Source organism: Mesorhizobium sp. M0802 (genome assembly GCF_040320115.1).
Lineage (GTDB): Bacteria > Pseudomonadota > Alphaproteobacteria > Rhizobiales > Rhizobiaceae > Mesorhizobium.
In genome coordinates this window covers 88,712-112,701 of record NZ_JAMYOY010000015.1, presented here as the reverse complement: position 1 = coordinate 112,701, position 23,990 = coordinate 88,712, and the positions used below count along the sequence as shown (strand labels likewise).

Annotated in this window: 27 protein-coding genes and 1 tRNA gene; 14 read left to right on the top strand and 14 right to left on the bottom strand. The window is 61.9% G+C overall.

The features are described from left to right. Positions 1-52 precede the first annotated feature (52 nt). Both NKI10_RS20900 and cysE read right to left on the bottom strand, forming a co-directional pair. Positions 53-256 carry a DUF3126 family protein gene (locus NKI10_RS20900; RefSeq protein ID WP_006200852.1) on the bottom strand — a complete coding sequence of 68 codons (204 nt, stop codon included), beginning with the start codon at positions 254-256 and terminating at the stop codon, positions 53-55. A gap of 256 nt (positions 257-512) precedes the next feature. After that, entirely contained in the window at positions 513-1,361 is an 849-nt protein-coding gene (cysE, locus tag NKI10_RS20895; RefSeq protein ID WP_023667506.1) for a serine O-acetyltransferase, read from the bottom strand. Between the two features lie 133 nt (positions 1,362-1,494). On the opposite strand from cysE, the gene NKI10_RS20890 reads away from it, so the two are divergent. Continuing rightward, a complete protein-coding gene (locus NKI10_RS20890) occupies positions 1,495-2,109 on the top strand; it encodes an HD domain-containing protein (protein ID WP_352769924.1) in 615 nt (204 codons plus the stop codon). Here NKI10_RS20890 and NKI10_RS20885 read toward each other — a convergent pair. From NKI10_RS20885 to NKI10_RS20860, 6 genes are all read right to left on the bottom strand, one after another. Then, positions 2,106-2,561 (bottom strand): GNAT family N-acetyltransferase, encoded by a 456-nt coding sequence (locus tag NKI10_RS20885; RefSeq protein ID WP_352861747.1) that lies wholly within the window; start codon positions 2,559-2,561, stop codon positions 2,106-2,108. The genes NKI10_RS20890 and NKI10_RS20885 overlap by 4 nt on opposite strands. A gap of 83 nt (positions 2,562-2,644) precedes the next feature. Further along, positions 2,645-2,959 carry a hypothetical protein gene (locus NKI10_RS20880; protein ID WP_023744842.1) on the bottom strand — a complete coding sequence of 105 codons (315 nt, stop codon included), beginning with the start codon at positions 2,957-2,959 and terminating at the stop codon, positions 2,645-2,647. 70 nt (positions 2,960-3,029) lie between these two features. Beyond that, positions 3,030-3,401: a hypothetical protein gene (locus NKI10_RS20875; protein WP_023741428.1), complete on the bottom strand. Its 372-nt coding sequence runs from the start codon at positions 3,399-3,401 to the stop codon at positions 3,030-3,032. Between the two features lie 56 nt (positions 3,402-3,457). After that, a complete protein-coding gene (locus NKI10_RS20870; protein WP_023735354.1) occupies positions 3,458-4,225 on the bottom strand; it encodes an alpha/beta fold hydrolase in 768 nt (255 codons plus the stop codon). A gap of 10 nt (positions 4,226-4,235) precedes the next feature. Next, positions 4,236-4,808 carry a DUF192 domain-containing protein gene (locus NKI10_RS20865; protein WP_023735353.1) on the bottom strand — a complete coding sequence of 191 codons (573 nt, stop codon included), beginning with the start codon at positions 4,806-4,808 and terminating at the stop codon, positions 4,236-4,238. Positions 4,809-4,921: 113 nt separating this feature from the next. Continuing rightward, positions 4,922-5,518: a cold-shock protein gene (locus NKI10_RS20860; RefSeq protein WP_031244492.1), complete on the bottom strand. Its 597-nt coding sequence runs from the start codon at positions 5,516-5,518 to the stop codon at positions 4,922-4,924. Between the two features lie 355 nt (positions 5,519-5,873). Here NKI10_RS20860 and NKI10_RS20855 point away from each other — a divergent pair, with 355 nt between their 5' ends. Further along, complete coding sequence (locus tag NKI10_RS20855; protein WP_023667513.1) at positions 5,874-6,314, top strand: VOC family protein; 441 nt, start codon at positions 5,874-5,876, stop codon at positions 6,312-6,314. Positions 6,315-6,447: 133 nt separating this feature from the next. Further along, positions 6,448-6,741, top strand: a complete 294-nt coding sequence (locus NKI10_RS20850; RefSeq protein WP_023735352.1) for a DUF2218 domain-containing protein — start codon at positions 6,448-6,450, stop codon at positions 6,739-6,741. 2 nt (positions 6,742-6,743) lie between these two features. On the opposite strand, the gene NKI10_RS20845 is transcribed toward NKI10_RS20850, so the two are convergent. Both NKI10_RS20845 and ilvA read right to left on the bottom strand, forming a co-directional pair. Further along, the gene (locus NKI10_RS20845) at positions 6,744-7,331 is read right to left on the bottom strand and encodes a DUF1697 domain-containing protein (protein WP_050591491.1); all 588 of its coding nucleotides are present in this window, start codon (positions 7,329-7,331) and stop codon (positions 6,744-6,746) included. Continuing rightward, positions 7,328-8,584 carry a threonine ammonia-lyase IlvA gene (ilvA, locus tag NKI10_RS20840; RefSeq protein WP_023735350.1) on the bottom strand — a complete coding sequence of 419 codons (1,257 nt, stop codon included), beginning with the start codon at positions 8,582-8,584 and terminating at the stop codon, positions 7,328-7,330. The genes NKI10_RS20845 and ilvA overlap by 4 nt, the downstream gene beginning before the upstream one ends. Before the next feature lie 124 nt (positions 8,585-8,708). Here ilvA and NKI10_RS20835 point away from each other — a divergent pair, with 124 nt between their 5' ends. The 3 genes from NKI10_RS20835 (at position 8,709) to NKI10_RS20825 (ending at position 12,583) form a co-directional block, all read left to right on the top strand. Next, entirely contained in the window at positions 8,709-10,112 is a 1,404-nt protein-coding gene (locus tag NKI10_RS20835) for an aminopeptidase P family N-terminal domain-containing protein (protein ID WP_352670468.1), read from the top strand. Between the two features lie 100 nt (positions 10,113-10,212). Then, positions 10,213-11,286, top strand: coding sequence for an alpha/beta hydrolase (locus NKI10_RS20830; RefSeq protein WP_023691199.1), 1,074 nt, complete (start codon positions 10,213-10,215; stop codon positions 11,284-11,286). 133 nt (positions 11,287-11,419) lie between these two features. Then, positions 11,420-12,583, top strand: a complete 1,164-nt coding sequence (locus tag NKI10_RS20825) for an alpha/beta hydrolase (protein ID WP_023734424.1) — start codon at positions 11,420-11,422, stop codon at positions 12,581-12,583. Between the two features lie 21 nt (positions 12,584-12,604). Here NKI10_RS20825 and ade read toward each other — a convergent pair whose 3' ends face one another. Further along, the gene (gene ade, locus NKI10_RS20820) at positions 12,605-14,416 is read right to left on the bottom strand and encodes an adenine deaminase (RefSeq protein ID WP_023751503.1); all 1,812 of its coding nucleotides are present in this window, start codon (positions 14,414-14,416) and stop codon (positions 12,605-12,607) included. 247 nt (positions 14,417-14,663) lie between these two features. Here ade and NKI10_RS20815 point away from each other — a divergent pair, with 247 nt between their 5' ends. The 5 genes from NKI10_RS20815 (at position 14,664) to NKI10_RS20795 (ending at position 18,652) form a co-directional block, all read left to right on the top strand. After that, positions 14,664-15,515 carry an alpha/beta fold hydrolase gene (locus NKI10_RS20815; protein WP_023702492.1) on the top strand — a complete coding sequence of 284 codons (852 nt, stop codon included), beginning with the start codon at positions 14,664-14,666 and terminating at the stop codon, positions 15,513-15,515. A 129-nt stretch (positions 15,516-15,644) separates the two neighbouring features. Then, positions 15,645-16,307 carry an outer membrane protein gene (locus NKI10_RS20810; RefSeq protein ID WP_023702493.1) on the top strand — a complete coding sequence of 221 codons (663 nt, stop codon included), beginning with the start codon at positions 15,645-15,647 and terminating at the stop codon, positions 16,305-16,307. A 128-nt stretch (positions 16,308-16,435) separates the two neighbouring features. Next, a tRNA-Leu gene (locus tag NKI10_RS20805) sits at positions 16,436-16,521 on the top strand. 747 nt (positions 16,522-17,268) lie between these two features. Further along, the gene (locus NKI10_RS20800; RefSeq protein WP_023667524.1) at positions 17,269-17,460 is read left to right on the top strand and encodes a hypothetical protein; all 192 of its coding nucleotides are present in this window, start codon (positions 17,269-17,271) and stop codon (positions 17,458-17,460) included. A gap of 943 nt (positions 17,461-18,403) precedes the next feature. Beyond that, entirely contained in the window at positions 18,404-18,652 is a 249-nt protein-coding gene (locus NKI10_RS20795) for a hypothetical protein (RefSeq protein WP_023695401.1), read from the top strand. Here the strand turns inward: NKI10_RS20795 and NKI10_RS20790 are convergent. Beyond that, positions 18,649-19,512 (bottom strand): ATP-dependent DNA ligase, encoded by an 864-nt coding sequence (locus tag NKI10_RS20790; protein WP_023748756.1) that lies wholly within the window; start codon positions 19,510-19,512, stop codon positions 18,649-18,651. The two genes, NKI10_RS20795 and NKI10_RS20790, sit on opposite strands and share 4 nt — an antisense overlap. A gap of 85 nt (positions 19,513-19,597) precedes the next feature. On the opposite strand from NKI10_RS20790, the gene NKI10_RS20785 reads away from it, so the two are divergent. Further along, entirely contained in the window at positions 19,598-19,819 is a 222-nt protein-coding gene (locus tag NKI10_RS20785) for a hypothetical protein (protein ID WP_023710600.1), read from the top strand. A 722-nt stretch (positions 19,820-20,541) separates the two neighbouring features. Then, positions 20,542-20,730, top strand: coding sequence for a hypothetical protein (locus NKI10_RS20780; RefSeq protein WP_023688348.1), 189 nt, complete (start codon positions 20,542-20,544; stop codon positions 20,728-20,730). 375 nt (positions 20,731-21,105) lie between these two features. On the opposite strand, the gene NKI10_RS20775 is transcribed toward NKI10_RS20780, so the two are convergent. Both NKI10_RS20775 and NKI10_RS20770 read right to left on the bottom strand, forming a co-directional pair. Beyond that, on the bottom strand, positions 21,106-22,077 hold the full coding sequence (locus NKI10_RS20775; RefSeq protein ID WP_352757908.1) for an ATP-grasp fold amidoligase family protein: 972 nt from the start codon (positions 22,075-22,077) through the stop codon (positions 21,106-21,108). Between the two features lie 89 nt (positions 22,078-22,166). Further along, a complete protein-coding gene (locus tag NKI10_RS20770; protein WP_352861739.1) occupies positions 22,167-22,745 on the bottom strand; it encodes an NUDIX domain-containing protein in 579 nt (192 codons plus the stop codon). A 143-nt stretch (positions 22,746-22,888) separates the two neighbouring features. Here NKI10_RS20770 and NKI10_RS20765 point away from each other — a divergent pair, with 143 nt between their 5' ends. After that, positions 22,889-23,986: an NADH:flavin oxidoreductase/NADH oxidase gene (locus NKI10_RS20765; RefSeq protein ID WP_352861737.1), complete on the top strand. Its 1,098-nt coding sequence runs from the start codon at positions 22,889-22,891 to the stop codon at positions 23,984-23,986. Positions 23,987-23,990 lie beyond the last annotated feature (4 nt).

Genomic DNA, 23,990 nt, shown 5'->3' with positions numbered 1-23,990 from the left:
ACGATGGCGCAGCTGGCTGCCGCCAATCGCCGAAGTCCGTAGCCGTCTGGGCTCAGGCCAGATCGATGTCGAGGATCGCCATCGAGAAATTATAGTCGCCGTCGTCCTCGTCCTTGAAGACGATGCCGAGGAACTCGTCGCCGACATAGACCTCGGCCGAATCTTCCTTGCGCGGCCGCGCCTTCACCTCGAGTTTGGGATTCTGGAAGACGCGCTTGAAATAGGCGTCCAGCTTTCTGATTTCGTCCGGCTTCAAAAGTCTTCTCCGATCGTCGGGCTTGCTCGTTGGAACGCGCTTCTGGCACGTCGACAATGGCGATGTAAAGGCAAGCCGGCTGGATAGAACGCGAACCCTGGGGCCGGATGATTTCAGGTCGAATCCAAATCCGCCTCTAAATCAAGGAGGTAGAGCATGATGTCGTCCGAAAACCGCCTCACACTTTTCGGCATCATGCTTCAGAGGCAACGGCGCCGGCAACCGGACTTCAGTCCGGCGCGCCGGGTGTTGCAAATCAGATGTCGAAGCTGACGACCTGGTCCATCGATTGCGACGGCAAAAGCTGGTCCATCTGGCGCGAAGGCTGGTCGCAGCCGGTCTCGCCGACGACGCGGGCCGGTACGCCGGCAACCGTCTTGTTGTGCGGCACCGGCGACAGCACGACCGAGCCTGCCGCGATCTTCGAGCAATGGCCGATCTCGATATTGCCGAGAATCTTGGCGCCGGCGCCGATCAGTACGCCGTAACGGATCTTGGGGTGGCGGTCGCCGCCGGCCTTGCCCGTGCCGCCCAGCGTCACGCCGTGCAGGATCGACACATCGTCCTCGATCACCGCCGTCTCGCCGACGACGAGGCCGGTGGCGTGGTCGATGAAGATGCCCTTGCCGATGCGGGCGGCCGGGTTGATGTCGGTCTGGAACACCGAAGACGAGCGGCTCTGCAGATAGAGGGCGAAATCCTTGCGGCCCTGATTCCACAGCCAATGGGCCAGCCTATGCGTCTGGATGGCGTGGAAACCCTTGAAATAGAGCACCGGCATGATGAAGCGGTCGCAAGCCGGGTCGCGGTCGTAATAGGCCTGGATGTCGACACGCACGATCGACGACCATTCCTTGTCGTCGGCCAGCATCGACTTGAACGTCTGGCGGATGAGGTCGGAGCCGATGTCCTGATGCGCGAGCCGCTCGGCGAGCCGATGGATGACAGCTTCCTCCAGGCTCTCCTGGTTGAGGATGGTCGAATAGAGGAACGCCGCCAGAAGCGGGTCGCGGTTGACCGCTTCCATCGCCTCGTCGCGGACCGAACGCCAGATCGGATCGACCGGCTGGACCATTGTGGGGCGGGAAATGCTGATGCTGTTCATCGACGTCTTGTCCTGCGTCCTGGCCGCTTGCCTATTCTCCGGCGGCACATATAAGCCAGATCATAGCACGATTGAACTCAATTTTCCTTAGTGCTCGGTGAAATGGATTTGGTTCACGGAAATTCAAGCCGCCATGGAAAACGAACCCTTGATCGACGCTCCGCTGAAACGCGCGCTCTCCGCGCTCTATCAAGCTCCGGATCGCCACTATCACAACCTCGCCCATATCGAGGCGTTGCTGGCGCTGGCGGACGAATATCGAGCATCGCTGCATGATTCCGGCGCCGTCGAAGCCGCAATCTGGTTCCATGACGCCATATATGACAGCCGCGCCAAGGACAACGAGGCCAGGAGTGCAGCACTTGCGCAGGACAAACTTGCCGCCCGCACCGATCCGGAGCGCCTCGGCCGCATCGCGGCGATGATCGTCGCCACTGCCACGCATGAACTGCCCAGCCTTCAACCACGGGGCCTTGCCGATGAGAACGCCCTCCGCGACGCAGCGCTTTTCCTCGACATGGACCTGGCGATACTGGGTGCGTCAGCCGACGCTTTCGACGCCTATGAACAAGCGGTCCGACGCGAATATGGCTGGGTCGAGGAGCCTATGTGGCGCACCGGCCGCGGCGCGATTCTCAAGACTTTCCTCGCGCGCCAGCATATTTTTAACACGCAGGAATTCCGCCACAGGTTCGAGCCCCAGGCCAGGCAAAACCTGGCGCGGTCTCTAGAAACGCTCAAATCCTAATCCGGAAATGTCTCCATGCGCTGCGCATAGGCTTTGAAACCGGCGCGCCTGTAGACCGATTGCGCGGCCGGATGGTCGTATGTGTCGGTATGAAGCCAGACCCTTTGCGGCGCCCGCGACCAGACGGCGCGAAGCGCCTGGTCGAGCAGGAACGGGCCGAGCCTGCGACCCTGGAAGGCGGGAACCAGCCCGAAATGAACCAGCTCGACCTCAGGCTGGCCGACGCCGTTGAATTCGCACAGACCAGCGGCCTCGCCCTCGACGCGCAGCACATGGATATGTGTCGAGGGCAGCGCCAGCAGGCGCTCGAGGTCTTCCGCCGGCATGCGCAGCCGCTGGTCCCACTGCACCGGCTCGCCGACAGCGCGGTAGAGGTCGATGTAAGCGGCGCTGTCCAGCCTTTCCAGCGCCACCGTGGTCGCTGCTGCAGGGCTGACGCGTGCAGGCGCCAATCGCGCGGGCGCATGTCCATATAGGTGACGAGAAGGTCAACCAAAGCGGCACCGCCTCCGGCTGCAAGCCAGACGAAGATCGATCACCTGAAGGCGCCAACGGATTTGGTCGCCGCCCAAACAAAGAACAGGCCGATCACCAACGACAGCCCGTTGAGGAGGATACCCATGATGCCGAGGACATGATTGTCGTTTGAACGTCCCAGTGCCATCAAGCCAAAAACCACGCCGGTGATGTGCGCCAGCGGCGCCGCAACGAGAAACACCACCAGAAAAACCCCGCCGAGGACGTTTTGAGCGGCCAGCGACGCCTCGCCTGGCATCAACGCCAGCGTGACCACCGCCGCAAAATCCATTGCGAACGCCAGCAGGGCCAGGATCACCGAGCGTTTGCCCAAGCTGCTCCGCCCCACCACGCCGGGCATTGCTATCGTGCTTCTTCCCCATCCGGCCATTACTCGTCCCCGATCAGGTGAAAGCGCCTATCGTCGATGCCATTGCCACAAGCAGCAGGAAGCCAACCGCCAGGGAGCCGCCGTTGAGCAGGATGCCGACGACCCCAAGCACGCGGCTATCGTTCGAACGCACCAGCGCCATCAGTCCGAAAATCAATCCGGCAATATGCGCCAACGGCCCTGCCAGCAGGAAAACCGCCATGAAGAAACCCGTGGCGATGTTCTGGGCACGCTCGGATGCGTGGGTCGGAAGCGCCACCATTGTGGTCAGCGCCATCACACCGGCACCGAAGGCGAGCAGCGCCAGGATGACGGAACGCTTGCCGAACTTGCTTGTCACGACGGCGCCCGGCAGAGCGTCGGCGCTTCTTCCCCATTGTGCCATTGTTTGCCACCCCTCGCCGGCCGCCCAATCCATATCGCCCGAAAATCGCTTACCGGTTAAAGCGGATTTTCGGCATAAAACTCCAAAACCCGCTGCTTGAAGGTCTTGTCGCCCACAGCCAGCATATGGTCGCGGCCGTCTATGTGAAATGACTTGGCGTTCGGCATCAGCGCGGCGAGCTCGTCGGGCGAGCCGCCGATATCGTCTGTCGTCCCGACCGCAATCAGCGTCGGTTGGGCGATGCGCGTCATGTCGTGTTCGCTGAGCAGTTCGCGCGACGTGGCGATGCAGGCAGCCAATGCCCGGCGGTCGCTGCGCGTCTGATCGGCAAAGGCGCGAAAGGAGCGACCGCGCGGATGGCTGGTGGCGGCCGGATCGTCGGCCAGCAGCGCCTCGGCGATCGGATCCCAGTCGCCGACGCCGTCGACCATGCCGATGCCGAGGCCGCCGAAGACCAGCGTCGCCACCTTGTCGGGATCGGACAGCGCCAGGAACGCCGCGATGCGCGCGCCCATCGAATAGCCCATGACATGCGCGCGGCCGATGCCGAGATGGTCGAGCAGGGCCGCCGCGTCCGAAGCCATTTTGGCCGGGGTGTAGTCGGCCTCGTCATAGCTTTTCGACGACGAGCCGTGGCCGCGATTGTCGAAGGCGATGGCGCGATAGCCGGCATCGTTCAGCGTCTTGAACCAGCCGGGCGATACCCAGTTGACATAGTGGCTGGAGGCAAAGCCGTGGATCATCAGCACCGGATCGCCCGCCCCCGACGCCGGCCGGCGGTCGAGGAAGGCGAAGTCGAACCCGTCATGGGAGAAGAATTGCATCGGGAGCGGCTCAGCCGGCGCCGGGCGTGGGCGCGTTGCCCTTGTCCGATGGCGGCATGCCGGGGCCGGACACCGTGCCGACGGCCGGATGGCGCAGCAGATCGCCATGGTCGATGCCGTTTTTGGCGGCGGTGCCGGCCTTGAGCTCCAGCACGAAGCGCACTGGCACACCCGGCGAGATGACTGCATCGGACAATGGAGTGCCGTGCTTGACCGCCCGGACCTTGCCGTCCTGTCCAACAAAGATCAGGTCGAGCGGCATCGGCGTGTTGTGCATCCAGAAGCCGACCTGCTTCTGCATCTCGAAGACGAACAGCATGCCATGATTGTCGGCCATATCCTGGCGATACATCAGGCCGGCCTCGCGTTCCGAGTCGGTGTCGGCGACTTCGATCGAAAAGGATTTATCGCCCCCTTTCGTCGCCACGACCAAGGGTGTCGGATCGACGGGAAGGATCATCGCCTGACCGCCGGCGATCGTCTGCTGGGATGCGGTCGGCTGCCCGGAATAGAAGTAAGCGCCTGCGGCTCCCGCAACGATGACGCAGAGCGCGCCCGCTGTCAGCCAGTTCCTGTACGCCATTGGAAATCCTCGACCAAAGACCATGATCCCTAAAAGTGGTCTCAGGTATTCGGATAAGATCGTGGTGAAACCAAGAAAAACGCCGTCCTGACTTCCTCAGGAAGGCTCGCGTCCTAATGCGCGACCGGCAAGGTGCCCATATCAGGGTGAATCTCGGCAGCCATGAGGCCCTTGTCACCGCGTCCGAAACGCACCAGCACGACCTGTCCGGGCCTGAGCTCGGTGATGCCATAGCGGCGTAGCGTCTCCATATGGACGAAGATATCCTCGGTGCCCTCGCCGCGCGTCAGAAAGCCGAAGCCCTTGGTGCGGTTGAACCACTTGACCAGCGCCCGCTCGAGCCCGCTTTCCGGCGTCACCGCCACATGGGTGCGCTGTTCCTGCATCTCGGCCGGATGGATCGCCGTAGTGGTGTCCATGGACAGCACCCGGAACGCCTGCAAACCACGGTCGCCGTGCTTGACAAGGCACACGACACGCGCGCCCTCCAATGCAGTCTGAAAACCGTCCTTTCGAAGGCAGGTGACATGGAGGAGGATGTCGCCCGAAGAACCGTCATCGGGAAGTATGAAACCGTAGCCCTTGGCCACGTCGAACCATTTGATGGCGCCGGCGATTTCGACAAGGTCGGCGCTATCGCCGCCACTGTCACTCTTCAGGGCGTCGTCAAGGTTCTCATCCCGCCTCGTGAAAGAGGCCTTATCCCCCATAAGAACGCCCCCTTTTTTTCAAGAAAACCGCAAGTGATTCTTGACATTAGATTAACACCGCCGCTTCCGGGGTGTGCAAGACCTGCCGTGCCTTTTTTCACGGTTGAATACAGGAATAGCTGACTTGTTGTTTGCCGGCGTCGCTGCCGACAGCAATGACGATCCATCAAGGCGGTCAACCGGTCGGCAATTTGCAAGGGATTTCGCCGAAATCGGCAACCACTTGTGTCCGTCGCTTTTGTCAGAGCAATCTGATTTTTCCAAAACCGGTGACCACTTTCAGTCGATGCTCGTTGCCCTTCGGCGGGGTGGACCTTATGTTGCCTCGCAACCCAAACATCCCCGAGGAAATCCCATGCGCTACCTCCACACAATGGTCCGTGTCGCCGACGTCGATGTCTCGCTCGATTTCTACTGCAACAAGCTCGGCCTTAAGGAAGTGCGCCGCTACGAAAACGAGCAGGGCCGCTTCACGCTGATCTTCCTCGCCGCCTCCGAGGATGTAGAAAGCGGCATCACTGAGAAGGCGCCGCTGATCGAACTGACCTACAATTGGGACCCGGAGGAGTATAAGGGCGGACGCAATTTTGGCCACCTCGCCTATGAGGTCGACGACATCTACGCCACCTGTCAGCATCTGATGGACAATGGCGTCATCATCAACCGGCCGCCGCGCGACGGCAACATGGCCTTCGTCAAGTCGCCGGACGGCATCTCCTTCGAACTGCTGCAGAAGGGCCCGGCCAAGCCCAAGGCTGAGCCGTGGGCATCGATGCCGAACACCGGCACCTGGTAGCGATCACGCCATCTTGAGCGAGGCGGCCGCGCCGACAAGCCGGCCGCCTTTGCCATTTCGAGCAACGGCACCTATTTACCTGCCTGTCGCGCCAGCCAAGCAAAGCCAGTGCCTCACCCAGGAGAATTCATTTATGCCGACCAGCCGTGCCGATGTCTCCACCGCGTATGCCAGCCGCTATTTGCAGCAGTTGTGCAAGCACTGGGCGCACAAATTTCCCGTCGAGTTCGATCTGAACCACGGCACCATCGATCTGTCGCTCGGCCGCACGGTTCTCGATGCCGATGCGGCAGCGCTGCATATCACGGTGTCGACGGATGAAAGCGGATCGCTGGAGCGCATGGAGAGCGTCGTTGCCGATCACATCAAGCGCTTTGCCTTCCGCGAGGAGCTGACTTTCGAGTGGAAGCAGGCACCGGCGGCATAGCGTTATTTTGCACCGGCTTTGCCGGCCATCTCCAGCAGCGCCAGCACCGACCGCCAGTTGCGCGCGGTGCCCGGCACTTTCAGCATGCGCGGGATCAGCCCGGCGAACACCGATTTGCCGAGCCCGTCCGGCGCCTTGAGGTAAAGCACGTCGCCCTTGACCTCAAAGCTTTCCGGGCCGGTGCATTTTTCGGCAAGCTTGGCGATCTCGTCCGCCGTCGGCTGGCGCTCCAGCGTGTAGGCGTGCAGCTTGGTCGGATCGCCGGCGACTTCCGGATACGGATTCTCCTTCACCAACCGTTCGAACCAGGAGAGATCGCGCACCATGATGCGCGAATGAAAGCCCCATTTCTTCTCGAAAGCGGCTTCGATCTGTTTCGTCAGCGTGGCGGCGTCGCCCTTCCTGGCCCGGAACACGACATTGCCGCTCTGTACATAGCTGGCGACGTCCGAGAAACCGAACTCTTCGAAAAACGCTCGCAACTCCGCCATCTTGACGATGCGGTTGCCGCCGACGTTGATGCCGGAAAACAGCGCGACGAAGACCACCCTTCGCTCTTCGAGCTTCGGGTGGCAGGCTGTACCGCTCATATGATGAACCCGGCCAGGGTCTCGTTGTCGGTGATGTCCTGATAGTGCACGCCCTCGGCCTCGAAATTTGCCCTCAGCAGATCGAAGTTACGCCGGTCCCTGGTTTCGATGCCGATTAGCACAGAGCCGAAATTGCGTGCCGATTTCTTCAGATATTCGAAGCGGGCGATATCATCGTCGGGACCGAGCAGTTCGAGGAAGTCGCGCAGCGCGCCCGGCCGCTGCGGAAAGCGGATGATGAAGTATTTCTTCAGCCCCTCGAAGCGCAGCGCCCGCTCCTTCACGTCGGGCAGCCGCTCGAAATCGAAATTGCCGCCCGACACCACCGCGACGATGGTCTTGCCGCGGATTTCCTTGCGCGAAAAATCCTTCAACGCGTCGATCGCCAAGGCACCGGCCGGCTCCAGCACCACACCTTCGATGTTGAGCATCTCGATCATGGTGGCGCAGAGCCGGTTCTCAGGGATCAGCCGCACCGCCTGAGCGGCGAACTCCTTGAGGTGGCGCAACGGCTCGCGGCCGATCTCGGCCACCGCCGCGCCGTCGACGAAATTGTCGACATTGGCGAGCCGGACGCGCTTGCCGCTGGCGAGGCTCTGATGCAGGCTCGGCGCACCGGCCGGTTCGCAAAAGACGTAGCGCGCGTCACGTTGCTGATCGGCGAAATAGTGCGTCACCCCCGCGGCCAGGCCACCGCCGCCGACCGGCAGCATGATGATGTCGGGCATGCGCGCGCCTGGCATCTGGTCGGCGATCTCATAGGCGACCGTCGCCTGCCCCTCGATAATATCCTTGTGGTCGAAGGGCGGCACCATATGCGCGCCGGAACTTTCGGTGAATTCGAAGGCGGCGCGGTAGCAGTCGTCGAAGAAGTCGCCGACCAGCCTGATCTCGACGAAATCGCCGCCGAACAGCCGCGTCTTGTCGATCTTTTGCTGCGGCGTCGTCACCGGCATGAAGACCACGCCCTTCTTGCCGAAATGGCGGCAGACGAAGGCAAAGCCCTGCGCATGGTTGCCGGCCGAGGCGCAGACGAACAGCTCGGCCTCGTTGCCGGCGGCAAGCGCCTTGCGGAAAAAGTTGAAGGCGCCGCGGATCTTGTAGGAGCGCACCGGCGAAAGATCCTCGCGCTTCAACAGCACCCGAGCCCCCGTCTTCTTCGACAGATAGTCGTTTTCCTGCAGCGGCGTTTCGGGAAAGATCTCGCGGATCGCGGCTGCGGCGGTGGCGACACGGGAGGAGAAACTGTTCATGGCGCCGTCACCTCTGGATCGAATGGTTCGAAGGCGAAGCCTATTGCACAATTCGCCGTTTGCAGCCACCGATGCGGCGCGGCCGCTTTGACGCGCCAGCAGGAAATCCATTGGAGCCATCTTCATGCCTGTTTCGGCTGTCGCCCTGAAGACCGTAGACCTTCCTGAATTCGGCGAGCCAACAGTGATGCCGCTAGTTCAGCGGCGGACCTACGAAGCACGCATCGAGGCTCTGCTGGCGCGCGGCGCCAAGGCCGGGCTCGACGCCTTTGCCGTCTATGGCGACCGCGAGCACGCGGCCAATGTCGCCTATCTCAGTGGTTACGATCCGCGTTTCGAGGAGACGTTGCTGGTCATCGTCCCCGGCAGCCAGTCAAAGCTTCTCGTCGGCAATGAGGGCTGGGGCTATGCCGAAATCTGCGACGGGCCTTACGAGCGCGTCCTCTACCAGACCTTCTCGCTGCCGGCGCAGCCACGCGACCGCTCGGCCTCTCTATCCGACACGCTTGCCGCCTGCGGCCTGAAGGCCGGCCAGAAGATCGGCGCCATCGGCTGGAAGCCGTTCGGCCCCGGCGATGGCGGCTTTGGCGAGACGACGCTCGACCTGCCTTCCTTCATCGCCGATACGCTGCGCACACTGGCCGGCGACAGAGGCGCGGTGGTCAACGCCGCCAACCTGTTGATGAACCCATCCGACGGCCTACGCGCCATCAACGAGGCAGACCAATTGGCGTCCTTCGAATTCGCCGCGACTTTTTCCTCGCAGGGCCTGCGCAATGTGCTTGGGGGTATCGAGCCCGGCATGAGCGAATTGCGGGCCGCGCGGCTGATGGGGATCAACGGCCTGCCCCTGTGCTGCCACCCGATGCTGTCCGCCGGCAGGCGTGCGCCCTACGGCTTGCCTAGCCCGCGCCTCGACATCATCAAGCGCGGCGATCCTGTCACCATGGCCTATGGCATCCAGGGCTCGCTCAACGCCCGCGCCGGCTTCCTGGTCGAGAGCGCGGCCGAACTGCCGCGCGAGATAAGCGACTATGTCGAACAGCTGGTAGCGCCCTATTTCGCCGCCGTCGTCGACTGGTACGAGACCATCGGCATCGGCGTTGCCGGCGGAGCGCTGTGGAAAGCCGTGCATGACCGCATAGGCGACCCGTTCTTCGGCGTCTCGCTCAATCCCGGCCATCTCGTCCATATCGATGAATGGATGCATTCGCCGGTGTTTTCGGGCTCGGACATCAAGCTGCAATCGGGCATGGCGCTGCAGGTCGACATCATTCCGGCGACCGGAACCAGCTATTTCACCACCAACATCGAAGACGGTATCGCGCTTGCCGATGAGGCGTTGCGCGAGGAGATCGCGGCCCGTTATCCCGAGGCATGGCGCCGCATCGAGGCGCGCCGCGCCTTCATGGGCGATGTGCTCGGCATCAGGCTCAAGCCCGAGGTATTGCCCTTCTCCAACATCCCTGCGTTCCTGCCGCCATTCTGGCTTTCGCGCAACAGTGCGATGACCGTGGCTCGACGCTGACCACATTTCGGCTGGACACGACTTACTTCTGCCGCACTCTCACTGTCCGGGAGGTGCCGCGGGGGTATATGGGCCTTTTGGCCGGAGTGGAATTTTTGACGTGCGTTTGAAGACGATTTGCATTCTTGCACTTGCCCTGTTGATCGCCGGCTGCGGCGGCCGCAAAACCGAGGAACTGCTCGGCAGCGCCGTCATGTCCACGCCGGTGACCGAAATCTCGGGCAATCACTCGATCTTCATTGCCACCACACGCAAGAAATCCGACGATCCCAACAAAGTTTTCGACGGCGAACGCTCGGCGACGCTGAACTACGCCCGCGTCACCGTCACCGTTCCCGGCGTCCACCAGACCGGCCAGATCGAGCGCCGCTCGCGCGGCAAGTCGAACGACCCGGCGAAATACTTCATGGCTTCCGAGGTCGTCGGCTACGATGCGCAGCCTCAATTCTCAAGCGCGCTCAACGCCGACATCGCCGCGCGCGGCGGCCGCGTCATGGTCTTCGTGCATGGCTACAACACCGGCTTCGACGACGCGGTCTACCGCCTGACCCAGATCGTCCACGATTCCGGCTATCCCGGCACGCCGGTGCTGTTTTCCTGGGCATCGGGCGCCAGAACCACCGACTATGTCTATGACAAGGAAAGCGCCAGCGCCGCCCGCGATCAGCTGGAGGTGACATTGCGCATGCTGCAGCAGTCCGGCGCGCGGCGCATCGACATCGTCGCCCATTCGCTCGGAACCTGGGTGACCATGGAAACGCTGCGCCAGATGGCCATCACCGGCGACCGCGATCTCGGCGGCAAGCTCGGCGATGTCGTGCTGGCTTCTCCCGACATCGACGTCGACGTCTTCAAGAGCCAGATGCGCCGCTACGGCAAGCCGGACAAGCCGTTCATCCTGCTGCTCTCCGACGACGACCGGGCGCTGCGGCTCTCAGGCCTGATCGCCGGCTCGCGGCCACGCGTCGGCGACTACAAGGATGCCGCCGACCTCGCCGCTTATGGCGTCACCGTGGTCGACCTTTCCAAGGTCAAGGGAGGCGACAGCTTCAACCACACCAAGTTCGCCGACAATCCCGAACTGGTGAAGATGATCGGCCAGCGGCTGCGCGAGGATGATGGCTTTGCCAGCGACCAGACGGTGACCGACCGTATCAGCGCGCTCGGACAATAAGGCTGTCGCCTTGCGGCGACCGTCGCCGCGTGAGGTCGCGAATGCCGCTCGGCCCGATCACTTTCAACTGGACCGGGCCGGTCTCTGCCTCTACGACATTGAAATCGGCGCCAATGCGCCAGCGGGAGCCCGCGTGAACGAGCGTTGGAAGACTGTCCTGGTCCTTGCGTTCGCGCTCGCTGCCGCCGGCTGCGCCGGCCCCAACACCCATGACCTGTTGAACAAGACGACGGTTTCGGTGCCTGCCTCCGACATCGCGGCCACCCACGAAATCTTCGTCGCCACCACCCGCAAGCAGGCGACCAAGGACCCACGCCAGGTGTTCGATGGCGATCGCTCGCTGACCACCAGCTACGCCCGCGTCGACGTCACCGTGCCGAAGGTCCACCAGGTCGGCGCCATCGAGCGCGCCAAGGGCTCGGCAAATTCGAACCCGGCCAAGCAATTCACCGCCACCGACGTCGTCCACTATGGCGACGCCTCGCAATTCGCCAAGGCCGTCGGTGCCAACATCACCATGAATGGCGACCGCGCGCTGGTCTTCGTCCACGGCTTCAACAACGGCTTCGACGACGGGGTCTACCGGCTGACGCAGATCGCCCACGACACCGAATATCCCGGCACGCCGATCCTGTTTTCGTGGGCTTCGAGCGGCAAGACCACGGGCTATATCTACGACAAGGACAGCGCCAACGCCGCGCGCGACGACCTCGAGGCGACGCTCAGGATGCTCGCCAAGACAAAGGTCAAGAGCATCGACATCATCGCGCATTCGATGGGAACCTGGGTGACGATGGAAGCGCTGCGCCAGCTCGCCATCACCGGCGACCGCGATCTCGACGGCAAGCTCGGCCGTGTCGTCCTGGCATCGCCCGATATCGATGTCGACGTCTTCAAGAAGCAGATGATCCGCTACGGCAAGCCCGACAGGCCGTTCGTCATCCTGCTTTCCGCCGACGACCGTGCTCTGAGACTGTCCAGCCTGCTATCCGGCGACAAGCCGCGCGTCGGCGACTACGGCAACGCCGCCGACATTGCCAGTTACGGCGTCGTTGTGGCCGACCTCAGCCAGATCAAGGGCGGCGACCGCCTGAACCACGCCAAATTCGCCGACAACCCGTTCCTTGTGCAATTGCTCGGCGACCGTCTGCGCGCTCCAGCCGGCCTGGCATCGGACGAACCCACGCAGGGCCAGATCGACAATCTCGGCCGAGGCCTCGGCAAGGCAGTCGGATCCGTCGCCGAGATCATCATCACCACGCCATTCAAGGTGCTGACCATCGCCACCGGCGGATGAGAGCCAAGCAGCGGGCTGATCTCAGATAAAAAGATCGACCTTCTGGAACGTCGTCACGTCGATCAGGCCGACATCGGAAATCCTGAGCTCCGGAATGACGACCAGCGCCAGCAGCGAGTGCTGCATGTAGGCGTTGTTGAGCGAGCAGCCCATCTTGCGCATTGCTTCGGTGAGTTTCTCGGCCTTGGCCGCCACGATTTCGGCGCGCTCGTCCGACATCAGCCCGGCGATCGGCATTTCGACAAGCGCCAGTTCCTTGCCCTTTGAAAACAGCACCACGCCGCCACCGACCTCGCCCAGGCGGTTGACGGCCAGCGCCATGTCTTCCTTGTTGGTGCCGACGCAGATGATGTGGTGGGCATCATGTGCGACGCTCGACGCAATGGCGCAGTCGCCCATATAGCCGAAGCCTGAGACGAAGGCATTGGTGACGCCGCCGGTGCCGCGGTGGCGCTCGACCAGCGCGATCTGGCAGATGTCGTTGCGGCGGTCCATGGCGACCAGCCCGTCCTCGACCGGCAGGTCGGCCTCCAGCGCCCGCGTCGGCGCCTGGTTTTCGATCACGCCGATGACCCGCACCCGCACCTCGTTGGCGCCCTTGGGCGCCGCAATGTCGAAGTCGCCTGGCTTCAGCTTCTTGCCGAGCTTGACGGTGTTCTTCGCCGATTTGGGGTAATCATAGGCCGGGATGTCGATCTCGAGCTTGCCGCCCTTGGCCAGCCTGATACCGCGGCCATAGACCTCGTCGATGGTCATGGCGGCGAGATCGGCGACGATCAGCAGATCGGCCAGCCGTCCCGGCGCGATCGAGCCGATCTCGCGCTCCAGCTTGAAATGCTGGGCGGTATTCAGCGTCGCCATCTGGATCGCCGTCACCGGCTTCAATCCCTGTTGGATGGCGTGGCGCACCACCCGGTCCATATGGCCTTCATGCACCAGCGTGCCGGAATGGCTGTCGTCGGTGCACAGGATGAAGTTGCGCGGGTCGAGCCCGCTCTCGGTCACCGCCTTGATCTGCGAGGCAACATCGTACCAGGCCGAGCCCAGCCGCAGCATTGCCTTCATGCCCTGGCGCACGCGGGCGATCGCGTCCTCGGCGCGCGTGCCTTCATGGTCGTCCTCCGGCCCGCCGGCGACATAGCCATGGAACGGCAGGCCGAGATCGCGCGACGCATAGTGGCCGCCGACCGTCTTGCCCGCTCGCACCGTGGCGGCTATCTCGCCCGACATCACCGGATCGTTGGCCACGACACCGGGAAAATTCATCACTTCGCCGAGCCCGATGATGTTTTCCCAGGTCATCGCTTCCGCGACATCGGCGACCGTCAGTTCGGCCCCGGCATGCTCCAGCCCCGGCGCGGACGGCACGCAGGACGGCATCTGGACATGGACGTTGATCGGCATGGCGACGGCCTCGTCATGCATCAGCCGCACGCCGGGCAGACCCAGCACATTGGCGATCTCGTGCGGATCGATGAACATCGAGGTGGTGCCGTGCGGGATGACGGCGCGGCAGAACTCGGTCACCGTCACCATGCCGCTCTCGACATGCATGTGCGCGTCGCACAGGCCGGGCACGAGATAGCGACCGCCGGCGTCGACCACCTTGGTGCCCTGGCCGATGGCATGGCTGGCATTCGGCCCGCAATAGGCGAAGCGGCCGCCTGATATGGCGATGTCGGTGCCGGCTATGATTTCGCCGGAGTGCACGTTCACCCAGCGGCCGTTGCGAATGACGAGATCGGCAGGCTTGCGCCCCGTCGCGACGTCGACCAGATGCGTCGCCATCTCGGTCCAGGGCTTGGGTTTCGTCGCCGACGGCTGCTTGGCCATGAAAGACTCCTGTTTGCCAGACTGTGCCAAGCCGGCAAGGTTTTGGCCAGCGATCACGGACGAAATCCGCTCGATGATCGGCGGATGCGCTGCACCCGTTCACACCGGCGAGCGTCACGGCGGTCATTCAGTTTGGCTTGTGCCGGCACTTATGCTACTATTCTGCCGACGGTGCTGATTTGCGCCGACGACCCGCCGCGAGGCGGGTTTTTGTTGTGATGAGGCCGAAACCTCCTGAGGTGAAGTCATGACCCGGTTCCTGAAAGCACTCGCCTTCGTCACCCTGTTCCTGATCTCGGCCGGCTTTGCATCCGCCGAGGAACGTTGGCAGACCTTGCCCGAACCGGCGGCCATGCCCAAGCCTGAACAGAGCGGATATGCGCCGGTCAACGGCATTCAGATGTACTACGCCGTTTTCGGCGCCGGTGATCCGATTCTCCTGATCCATGGCGGCCTTGGCCATGGCGACATCTGGGCAAGCCAGGTGGCGACCATGTCCAAGACGCATAAGGTTATTATCGCCGACAGCCGCGGCCATGGCCGCTCTACCCGCACCGAGCAGCCTTACGGCTATGACCTCATGGCGTCGGACTATCTTGCGCTGCTCGACTATCTCAAGATCGACAAGACCGCTCTTGTCGGCTGGAGCGACGGCGGCATTATCGGCATCGACATCGCGCTGCATCATCCGGAGCGGCTGACAAGGCTCTTTGCGCAGGCCGCCAACGTCACCACCGATGGCGTCGATCCGGGTGTGCTGACCAACAAGACCTTTGCCGCCTATATCGACCGCTCGGGACGCGACTACAAGAAACTGTCGAAGACTCCCGACCAGTACGATGCCTTCGTGGCGCAGATCAGCCACATGTGGGAGTCGGAGCCGGCCTGGACCAAGGAACAGCTCGGCAAGATAACCACGCCGACTGCGATCGTTGCCGGCGACCATGACGAGGCGATCAAGCGCGAACACACCGAATACATGGCCTCCGTCATTCCGGGCGCCAAGCTCATCATCCTGCCCAACGCCAGCCATTTCGCCATGCTGCAGGCGCCGGACGAATATAGCAAGGCGGCGCTGGACTTCATCGACGCCAAATAGCGCCCCCCAAGATAGAGCACCCAGCGCAGCAACGGGTGCTTCCGATTGTTGAACAATGGGTTCCGTTTTGCGGCGAATAGGATTACCTTCCGGCAAGGCGCCTTCTGAACAGCCTTTTCGGAGAACTCGATGCGGTGTCTGACGATTGCCAGTGCCGGATTTCTGATCGCTCTGGCCGCGCCGGCATTCGCCGCCGACCCGATGGCGGTGCCGATGACCGAACCAGGCTTCGACTGGACCGGCTACTATGCCGGCCTGCAGGCCGGCTACGGCTGGGGCCAGTCCGACATATCAGTGACGGAAGGCGCGCCGTTTTCCATCTCGCCCGATATTGACGGCGGTTTCGTCGGGGGCCATGTCGCCGGCCTGTGGCAGTTCGATCAGGCGGTGCTCGGCGCCGAGGCGGAGCTCAATTATTCCGCCGTCGACGGTACGGCGGTATCAGGCCTTGGAAGCACATTCCGCACGGACATCAAGTGGTTCGGATCTGTAAACGCCAAAGCGGGCTTCGCCATGGACCGCGTGCTGGTCTACGGCGTCGGCGGCGTCGCCTTTGCCGGCATCGAAACGTCGCAAGTCGCGGGCGCGTCGTTCGCCGGCACACGCACGAATATCGGCTGGACCTTGGGCGCCGGCGTTGACTATGCGCTGACCGACAAATTCATCGTCGGCGCGCAATATCGCTATTACGATTTCGGCTCCGAGCACTATGACGTGGCGGAACCCTTCAACGATCGCGATCAGGATGTGAAGCTGAACGCGGTCGGTATCAATCTCAGCTACAAATTCTGAGCCTTCTCGGCGACTGAGATTTTGGCAACAACCAACTGTTTTGCCATCACGAACCACCTTTCATGAGTCCGACACTCGGCAAAAGATGGCTTGACGGGTTTTCGCTGGCGTCTGAAAAGGGCTGGCCTGCGGACGTGGCGGAATTGGTAGACGCAAGGGACTTAAAATCCCTCGATCTCTGATCGTACGGGTTCGATTCCCGTCGTCCGCACCATTTGAAATGCTTAGGATTTGTTCTGTAAGAACTCACTGGCTACCATAGAAAAGGCTGACGCGGGTAGCAACTGAAGAGGTTTAACACTCTTGCTGGAATACCTGCTGCAACACTCCTGTCGGTAGCGACCGACCGCGCGGGCCAGGTCAAGGCACTCCCTTAGGAGCCGGCTGGGGCCGCAGCGGCCTTAACCCGGTGGGCATGCTCCGTCGCGATTTTAAGAAGAGTTGCGGCCGTTTCCTGTGGCGTCCAACCTTGCGCTTCTGACGCAGTCACCAAGGCCGCAAACGCGGCTTCTAATGCGACTTCACAGTTCACCCCACGGTCTGGGCTATCCTCTGGCAATATCGGGGGTTCGACGGATTGGGACATGGTGACTTCTTTCAAAGGGGAAAACCCGCCGCCCCAGCCTTTTGCCACTTGAAAATTTCAGCAAAGGATCATTCCAGCTATCAGCAGCGTGATTAGAACTGACAACGGCACGGCCAGAAGACCGACCAACTCAACATTTCTTGTGTTTTGTCGCTTGTCCATCTTCGTCGCCCGCATGTCGTTGGCTTTGGCATCTTGCCGTCAACGTGCAGCTGTTGGAACCAACCACAAGTGCCGCTGATCGGAGATTCAGTCGGTGCTGCATATTAGCAACACATTGTGGAACGATCGGGCGGCATCAGCCAATTGCTTTTGAATGCGCTTGCACTTGCTTCGTACGATTCCGTACAGTTTCCCCCATAGGGGAGGCGGCCGATGGACCATGACGAGGAAGGCTACAGCATTGACGCCTTCGATTTCGATGTGGTGTGCGAGACCTTCAGGAGATCCGTTCGGGAGTTGAACCTGGCTGAAGAGCATTGGGTAGACCACGCGAAGGCGCTGCTACGGGAATTCACCGACAGCGCACCTGATGACGACATGATTAGCCGGATCGTCGGGCGCTAGTGGCCTATACAGCGGTAGTTGGTTAGAATCGTACCCCGGTCCTGCCACGGAAACCTTTTCCAAGGTTTGCCGCGTCATAGAGGCATCACAGAAGCTCCTGGAACAGATTGCCCAGCGCGGAGGGCCCTATAACGAAAAAGCTCGCCACCGTGAGGCAGCGGGCAGTTTTGGGAGAAACAGAAATGGGAACAATGGACCCCCGAATTGCCAACGGGCCATCGCCAATGCCGTCAGAGAGCCCTGCCTGGACGTGTGGCGTCCTGTCCGGCCCTCGCCATTGATTTCGTCGGCAAGCTTGTCTTTGGCCTCGTGATAGGTCTTGAAGTTGGCATCGGGATGGCAATCGCCGGCTGCCAAGGAGGCCGGCCGCTGGCCGACCCATCAGTTAGGCGTCCGTAGCCAGAGCGTTATAAAGCAGCAAACACGCCAGGATAGGAACGGCGCTGCCTAGCAGCTGGTCTGCCGTGAGGCCGGAAAAATAGACAAGATGAAACGTCACCATCGCTCTACCAATCACGGTTCGGAACACTGCCGAATTAACCGTTGGCCGACGCTAATGTTCCGCTCTGGACTCACTACCGCTTTGGAAGAATCCTGCATCAGCGCCCCGCCGACCTTGATCTCAACGTCCGTGCCACAAGGCTTTCCTTCGTTCGCATGGTTCGCAGAGATTAGCACGATCGCATACTCTCATCTCATCCGGCGTCGTCTCCCTCACAAAGCAGCGCCGGTAAGGCTCGGCGACCTTCTTGTTTGTCCGTGTGCCAAAGGAGGTCGCCGGGCCTGCCGTTGCTCATCTTTGCTGGTGGTTGCTCCTGATGCTGCGCTTGGCGCCGTCGCCCTACTGCTACCTGCGGGGTAAGGCCGGCGAGCCCTCTTGTCAGGCAGTCCGGCATGTAGGATTATAGTCCTCGTTGCGGCGACCCCTCAATGGAGAGCGCCAATGGCCAGAACCAAACCTTCGGAACAACTTTCCCGGGCTGAAATCGAGCGCTTCCTGGCGGCAGCCGAAGCGCTGCACAAGAGCATCGTCGGGCCGCTCCTGGCGTACCACGGCGAGCACTACCAAGCTCTACGTAAGGTCCATGGACCCCTGTTGAAGTCGATCGAGACCATCACCGGCCAGAGGGCGAAGTTCATCCAGTGGAACGGGACAGGACCGGCACAGCCCCGGGACAAGCCTCCGGGCTAAGTCTCCTCCCGGAAATCCAGCAGCTTGGCATGGCGAAGCTTCTCCTCGCCCTTTAGGAACCGCACGCGGCCGACCAGGCCCGGCTTTAGCCATTCGGCCTTGTCACTCTTGAGCCCTTTCGGCGCCGGCCCGCCAATCTTGCCTTGCACGCGGTCCCATAGGCGCTGGCGCTTGTCCGCCTTGAAGGTGACGAAGGCGCCGCCGGCATAGTGGCCTTTGTCGGCCATCAGCACCATGGCAGGCTTGCCGGCCTCGCGCTGCACGCCGACGATGTCCATCTCCTTTTCGGCATAGCACTTGATCTTGCGCCAGTTCGTCGTCGGACCCGACCGATACTTGCTGCCCTTCCGCTTTGAAACGATACCTTCAAGCCCAGCCTGGTCGACCAGATGAAAGACGGCGTCGCCAGTGCCCGGCATCGCTTCGCTGAACTGGATTCGGCCGCCGTCCGGGATCAACGCCCGGAGGATCTCGCGACGGTCTTCCACCGGCGTGTCCCGCAAGTCATGCCCGTTCAGATGCAAGAGGTCGAATGCTGGCAGATACAGATCGCGCGACGGCTTGCGGCTGGTCGCGGCTGATTGATGCGCATGGAAGTCGGATAGGCCAGCCTCATTGATCGTAATGGTCTCGCCGTCGATGATGAAGTCTTTCGCCTCGATCGCTTCCGCCTCACCGGCAAGTTGGATGTAGCGGCCCGTCCAATCATAACCGTTCTTGGTGATCAGCCGAATCCCGTCATCATCCTTGATGACCTGGGTGCGGTAGCCATCGAATTTGATCTCATGAATCCAATCATCGCCCATCGGCGGCGTGTCGACCAGTTCGGGTTCCATGGGCTTGATGAATTTCAGACGCATGCACTGACTCGCAGACTGCGACTTCAATTAGCTATCGCTAAATTAGTTCCGGAACATTTTAGACGAATTGGATGTTTGAAGGGCTATGAAGATCGAAGCCGACCAATGCCGGGCAGCGCTGACGCTCATCCGGCGCACAATGGAAGAGCACTGTCCTCCTGGCGTGCTGCCGAGCGAAGAGATGGTCAATGGGCTCTATGGTCCGGAACTGATGCATGAGGCGGAAGCCATTGCCGCCGGCATCGTCGCAACCATTGACCAGCTGCAATTGCCCGTGATGAAACCGCCGTCCCCTAGTATCAAATAGAGACCGACACAGGGAAGGTCGCTTGGCCGCGCGATCGTGGGCTCGCAACGACCGGCGAGGCGATGCCGGCCCCACCAAGGGTTACAGCCCCTCGACCAGCAGCGAAGGCGGCTCGCGGCAGTGCAACGTCCGAAGTTTCGAGGCGACAATGTCCACCGAGCGTAGCCAGCGCGCGTTGTGCTGCACAAGGACTGAGGCAGCGGCACGGCCGCCCGGGCTACTCCAAAGGCGGCTCTTCGCTCTGTGGAGCCAAAACGGTGATATCCATCCTGGCGATTGTCGATGCGGCGCGCCCCTGGGCGCCAGAATCCGTGTCGCCACTTTCTGCCGCCATTGCCTTGGCGCGATGTCCTACGCTGTCTGCGCTTTTGCCTGGCGCAAATCCTTCGCCCGGTTCTGTCTTTGCGGGTTTCGGTCGAGTTTCAGCTGCCTGCCGATGTTGGTTTCCAATCGCCGAGACCATTGATACCTCCCCTTGATGAGGCCGCGACTGTACCTGTCAAGGCTGTAGCGAGGCTGATCACTTAAGTGGTCGGGTTGCACCCGCTCGTCGTGGCTCTCCGATCACTGGGCTCTCGATGCCTTGGCGCTCGCGGACGTCTGGTCGGGTGGGAAGTTCAAACTCAGCCGCCCTTTGCGGCACCGGCTTCGCCCGACAACTAGGAACGATTTCGGCCGCCATGTGTTACGCAATCATGAATCTCGCGGATCCCGGATCAACAATGGCAACCGATCTTTTCACGATGCAACTCGCTGATGCTCAGCAGCGCATCAAACAGACCGAGTTCGCGCTGGTACTCAGCGAGAAAATGGTGGCTGAGAACCTCGCTTTATCCAGCAGGATACGATCGGCGAGGCGGCGTGTCCTGAAGGCCGGAAGGCCTCTGGCGACAGTCGACTCAACAAGCTGAAAGAGTTCTTCAAATGATCTCGACCCAGTCCGGACGTGGGAGAGCTTGCCGGTAACCTTAGCGGTAATCGGCCGAGTCGCAGCAGGAAGCGCGCTGAAAACTTGCTCGATGAAGACTGCGGCGTCGCTATGAATCTCGCCTTGTGTTGCCGAATCCGATCTGCGCAAAGGCGCGTGGTCGAGACCAGGCAGCGGCTCACGAAGATTGATCCCAGCAGGGCAAATTGACCGCTACGGCTCAGTTGAGGCAGCACTTCGAAATCACGGCTATTGACCTGCTGAGCTATCAGTTTCCCTCGATCTCTAATCGTATGGGTTCTCCGCACCACCCTTCGCTCTTCGAGCTTCGGGTGGCACGCCACCCAAGGCAGCCATCTCAAACGTCGAGATAGCCGGCGGCGACGAGCATCGCCTTGTATCGTTGGGCAAATCGGCTGGGCAAACGACTGAGGTAACCTGACGCGCCAATATCCCAATGCGCGCCCAGTTCGCGGTCGAAGGCAGCCGGGTCGAATTGCAGCAAGCCGCTGCGTGGGTAGACCGTGAATTCTCCGAAGATCGGCTCCCCCTCCTCCTCGTAGAAATCGACACGCACCATGTCGAACTCGCTGCCGAGCGCCTCGGCTGCCTCGATCATCCGCGCCAGGCTCTTGGGAGGGGGAATTTCCAGGCTCGAGTCGATCGCGCCCTGGACGATGTTCAGCGGGCGCCAATCGCGATCCAGGTGGGCGGTATTCTTGACCGTGGAACGGAAGGCGACGACGACAATGTAGGCGACGTGGCCAGCCAGCACACAGAATTTGTAGTCGACCGGGTCATAATCCTGGTCCTTGCCGACAAGCGCTTCGACGAAAACCCGCCGCTCTATGTGCGCATAGCTGCGCTCCAGCTTGCGGGCGCCATAGGTTTGGCCAAGGTATTCCGTCATCTCGGCAATGATCGCCTCCCGGTCGGCGTTGGCCGGATCACGAACGATGACATTCATGGCGCAACCGTGGTTGCATTTGACGGCGTAGGGGATTTTCAGGTCATCGAAAGGGATCTGGCGCGGATCGTCGCCCTGCCACAGCACCTCCGGGATGGCGAGCCCGGGAAGCCGCTCCCTGACGATTTCCTTGGACTTGAGCTTGTCGAGAAGGCCGGTAAAGCGAGGATCGTCATCGAAAATCTTGCGCCAGTGGATCTTTTCCGTGAACGTCACCGGGGCTGCAAAATTCGGCAGATGCCGCATCCGCTCAAGGAAACGCTGGGTCAACCGGCGGTAGCGGACAAGCAGCGCGGCGTTCAGCAACAGGAGAGATGCCCGCGCGCTGTTTCGCTTCAGCCATGCCTTTGCGCCACGCGCCATTCCGGTGTCCTTGCAACCTGCGCAACTTCATCCGCGAAGTGGACGTGCCACCCTGCCCGCAGCAGTGAGGCACGTCGAGCTTCGCCGAGCTAGCCCTTCATCGGGTACAGTTTCAAATGCTGGATCAGGATGATCGTCTTGGCGTCGATGATGCGGCCGTCTGAAATGCCGGCCAGCGCTTCATCAAGCGGCATTTCCAGAACCTCGATGTCCTCGCCCTCGTCGGCCGCGCCGCCGCCGGCCGAGATGCGGTCGGCGGGTGAATAGCGCGCCACGAAGAACCACAGCCGTTCGGTGACGCTGCCCGGGCTCATATAGGGGGAAAACAGCCGCTCGATGTTCTGTAGGCGATAGCCGAGCTCTTCCTCGGCCTCCTTGAGGATGGCGGTTTCGGGATCGTTTTCGTCGAGCAGGCCGGCGCAGGCCTCGATCAGCGGTTCGCGGTGGCCGGTGGCGTAGGCGGGGTAGCGGAACTGCCGCACCAGAAGCACCGTCTGGCGCTCGGGATCGAAAGGCAGGATCACCGCGCCGTCGCCACGATCGTAGGTCTGGCGAATCTGCGTCTCCCACTGCCCGTCGCGCCGGCGATAATCGAGGACGGTCTTCTTCAGGACCGCCCAGTCGTCGGACAGGACTTCCTCCGAGCGGATGCGGATACGATCTTCCATGATGAGCTCCAAGCTGTCGGCGCCATGGCGTAACCGCGAACGGTTTTGCGCGCAACCGAAACGGCGAAGCTTTCACCGCCTCGTGTCTGGTGCCGGCAACTGCCATCGCCTAAATAGCTGCAGTCCCTCTCCGGAGTTTTTTGATGACCGCAGCGCTTTTCCAGCCGATCGCCCTCGACGGCCTGACCTTTCCGAACCGTATCGCGGTGGCGCCGATGTGCCAGTATTCCGCCGAAGATGGCTCGGCCAGCGACTGGCATCTCTATCACTGGATGAACTTGGCGATGTCGGGCGCCGGCATGGTCACCGTCGAGATGACCGACGTCGAACGGCGCGGCCGCATCACCCATGGCTGCCTCGGCCTCTATTCCGACGACAACGAGGCGGCCGCCCGGCGCACGCTGGATGCAGCGAGGCGCGTCGCCGCGCCGGAAACGAAATTCGGCATTCAGCTTGCCCATGCCGGCCGCAAGGCCTCCAACCGAAAGCCCTGGGAAGGCGGCGGCCCATTGCAGCCGGGCGAGGATCCCTGGCAGACCGTCTCGGCCTCGGCCATCGCCTATGACACCGGCTGGAATGTGCCGCATGCGCTGGAGGAGGATGAAATCCTGCAGCTTATCGAGCGCTTCACTCAAGCCGCGAGGCGGGCCGAGCGCGCCGGCTTCGACTTCCTCGAGTTGCACGCCGCGCACGGCTATCTGATCTTTCAGTTCCTGTCGCCGCTTTCCAACCAGCGCACCGACCGCTGGGGCGGCTCGCTGGAAAACCGCATGCGTTTCCTCATCGAGATCGCCAAATTGGTGAGGAAGGCAGTTCCAAACCTGATGCTTGGCGCCCGCCTGTCGGTGAAGGACTGGGTCGATGGCGGCTTCGAGGTCGACGAGGCGATCGAGGTGGCCAAAGCCTTGAAGGCGCTTAATGTTGCCTATATCTGCTGTTCGAGCGGCGGCAATTCGCCGTTGCAGAAGCTGCCGACCGGCGCCGGCTATCAGGTGCATCTGGCCGAAGCGGTGCGCAAGGGCGCCGGCATCCCGACACGGGCTGTCGGCCTGATCGACGATCCCTCGCAAGCAGAGGCGATCGTCGCCGACGGCCGCGCCGACATGGTCGCGCTGGCCCGCGCCTTCCTTGCCGATCCGCGCTGGGGCTGGCGCGCCGCCGCCACCTTCAGCGAAAAAATCCATCCCGCGCCACAGCTTGCCCGCTCGGTGACGACGATGCAGCATTGGATGAGGGGCTGAACAG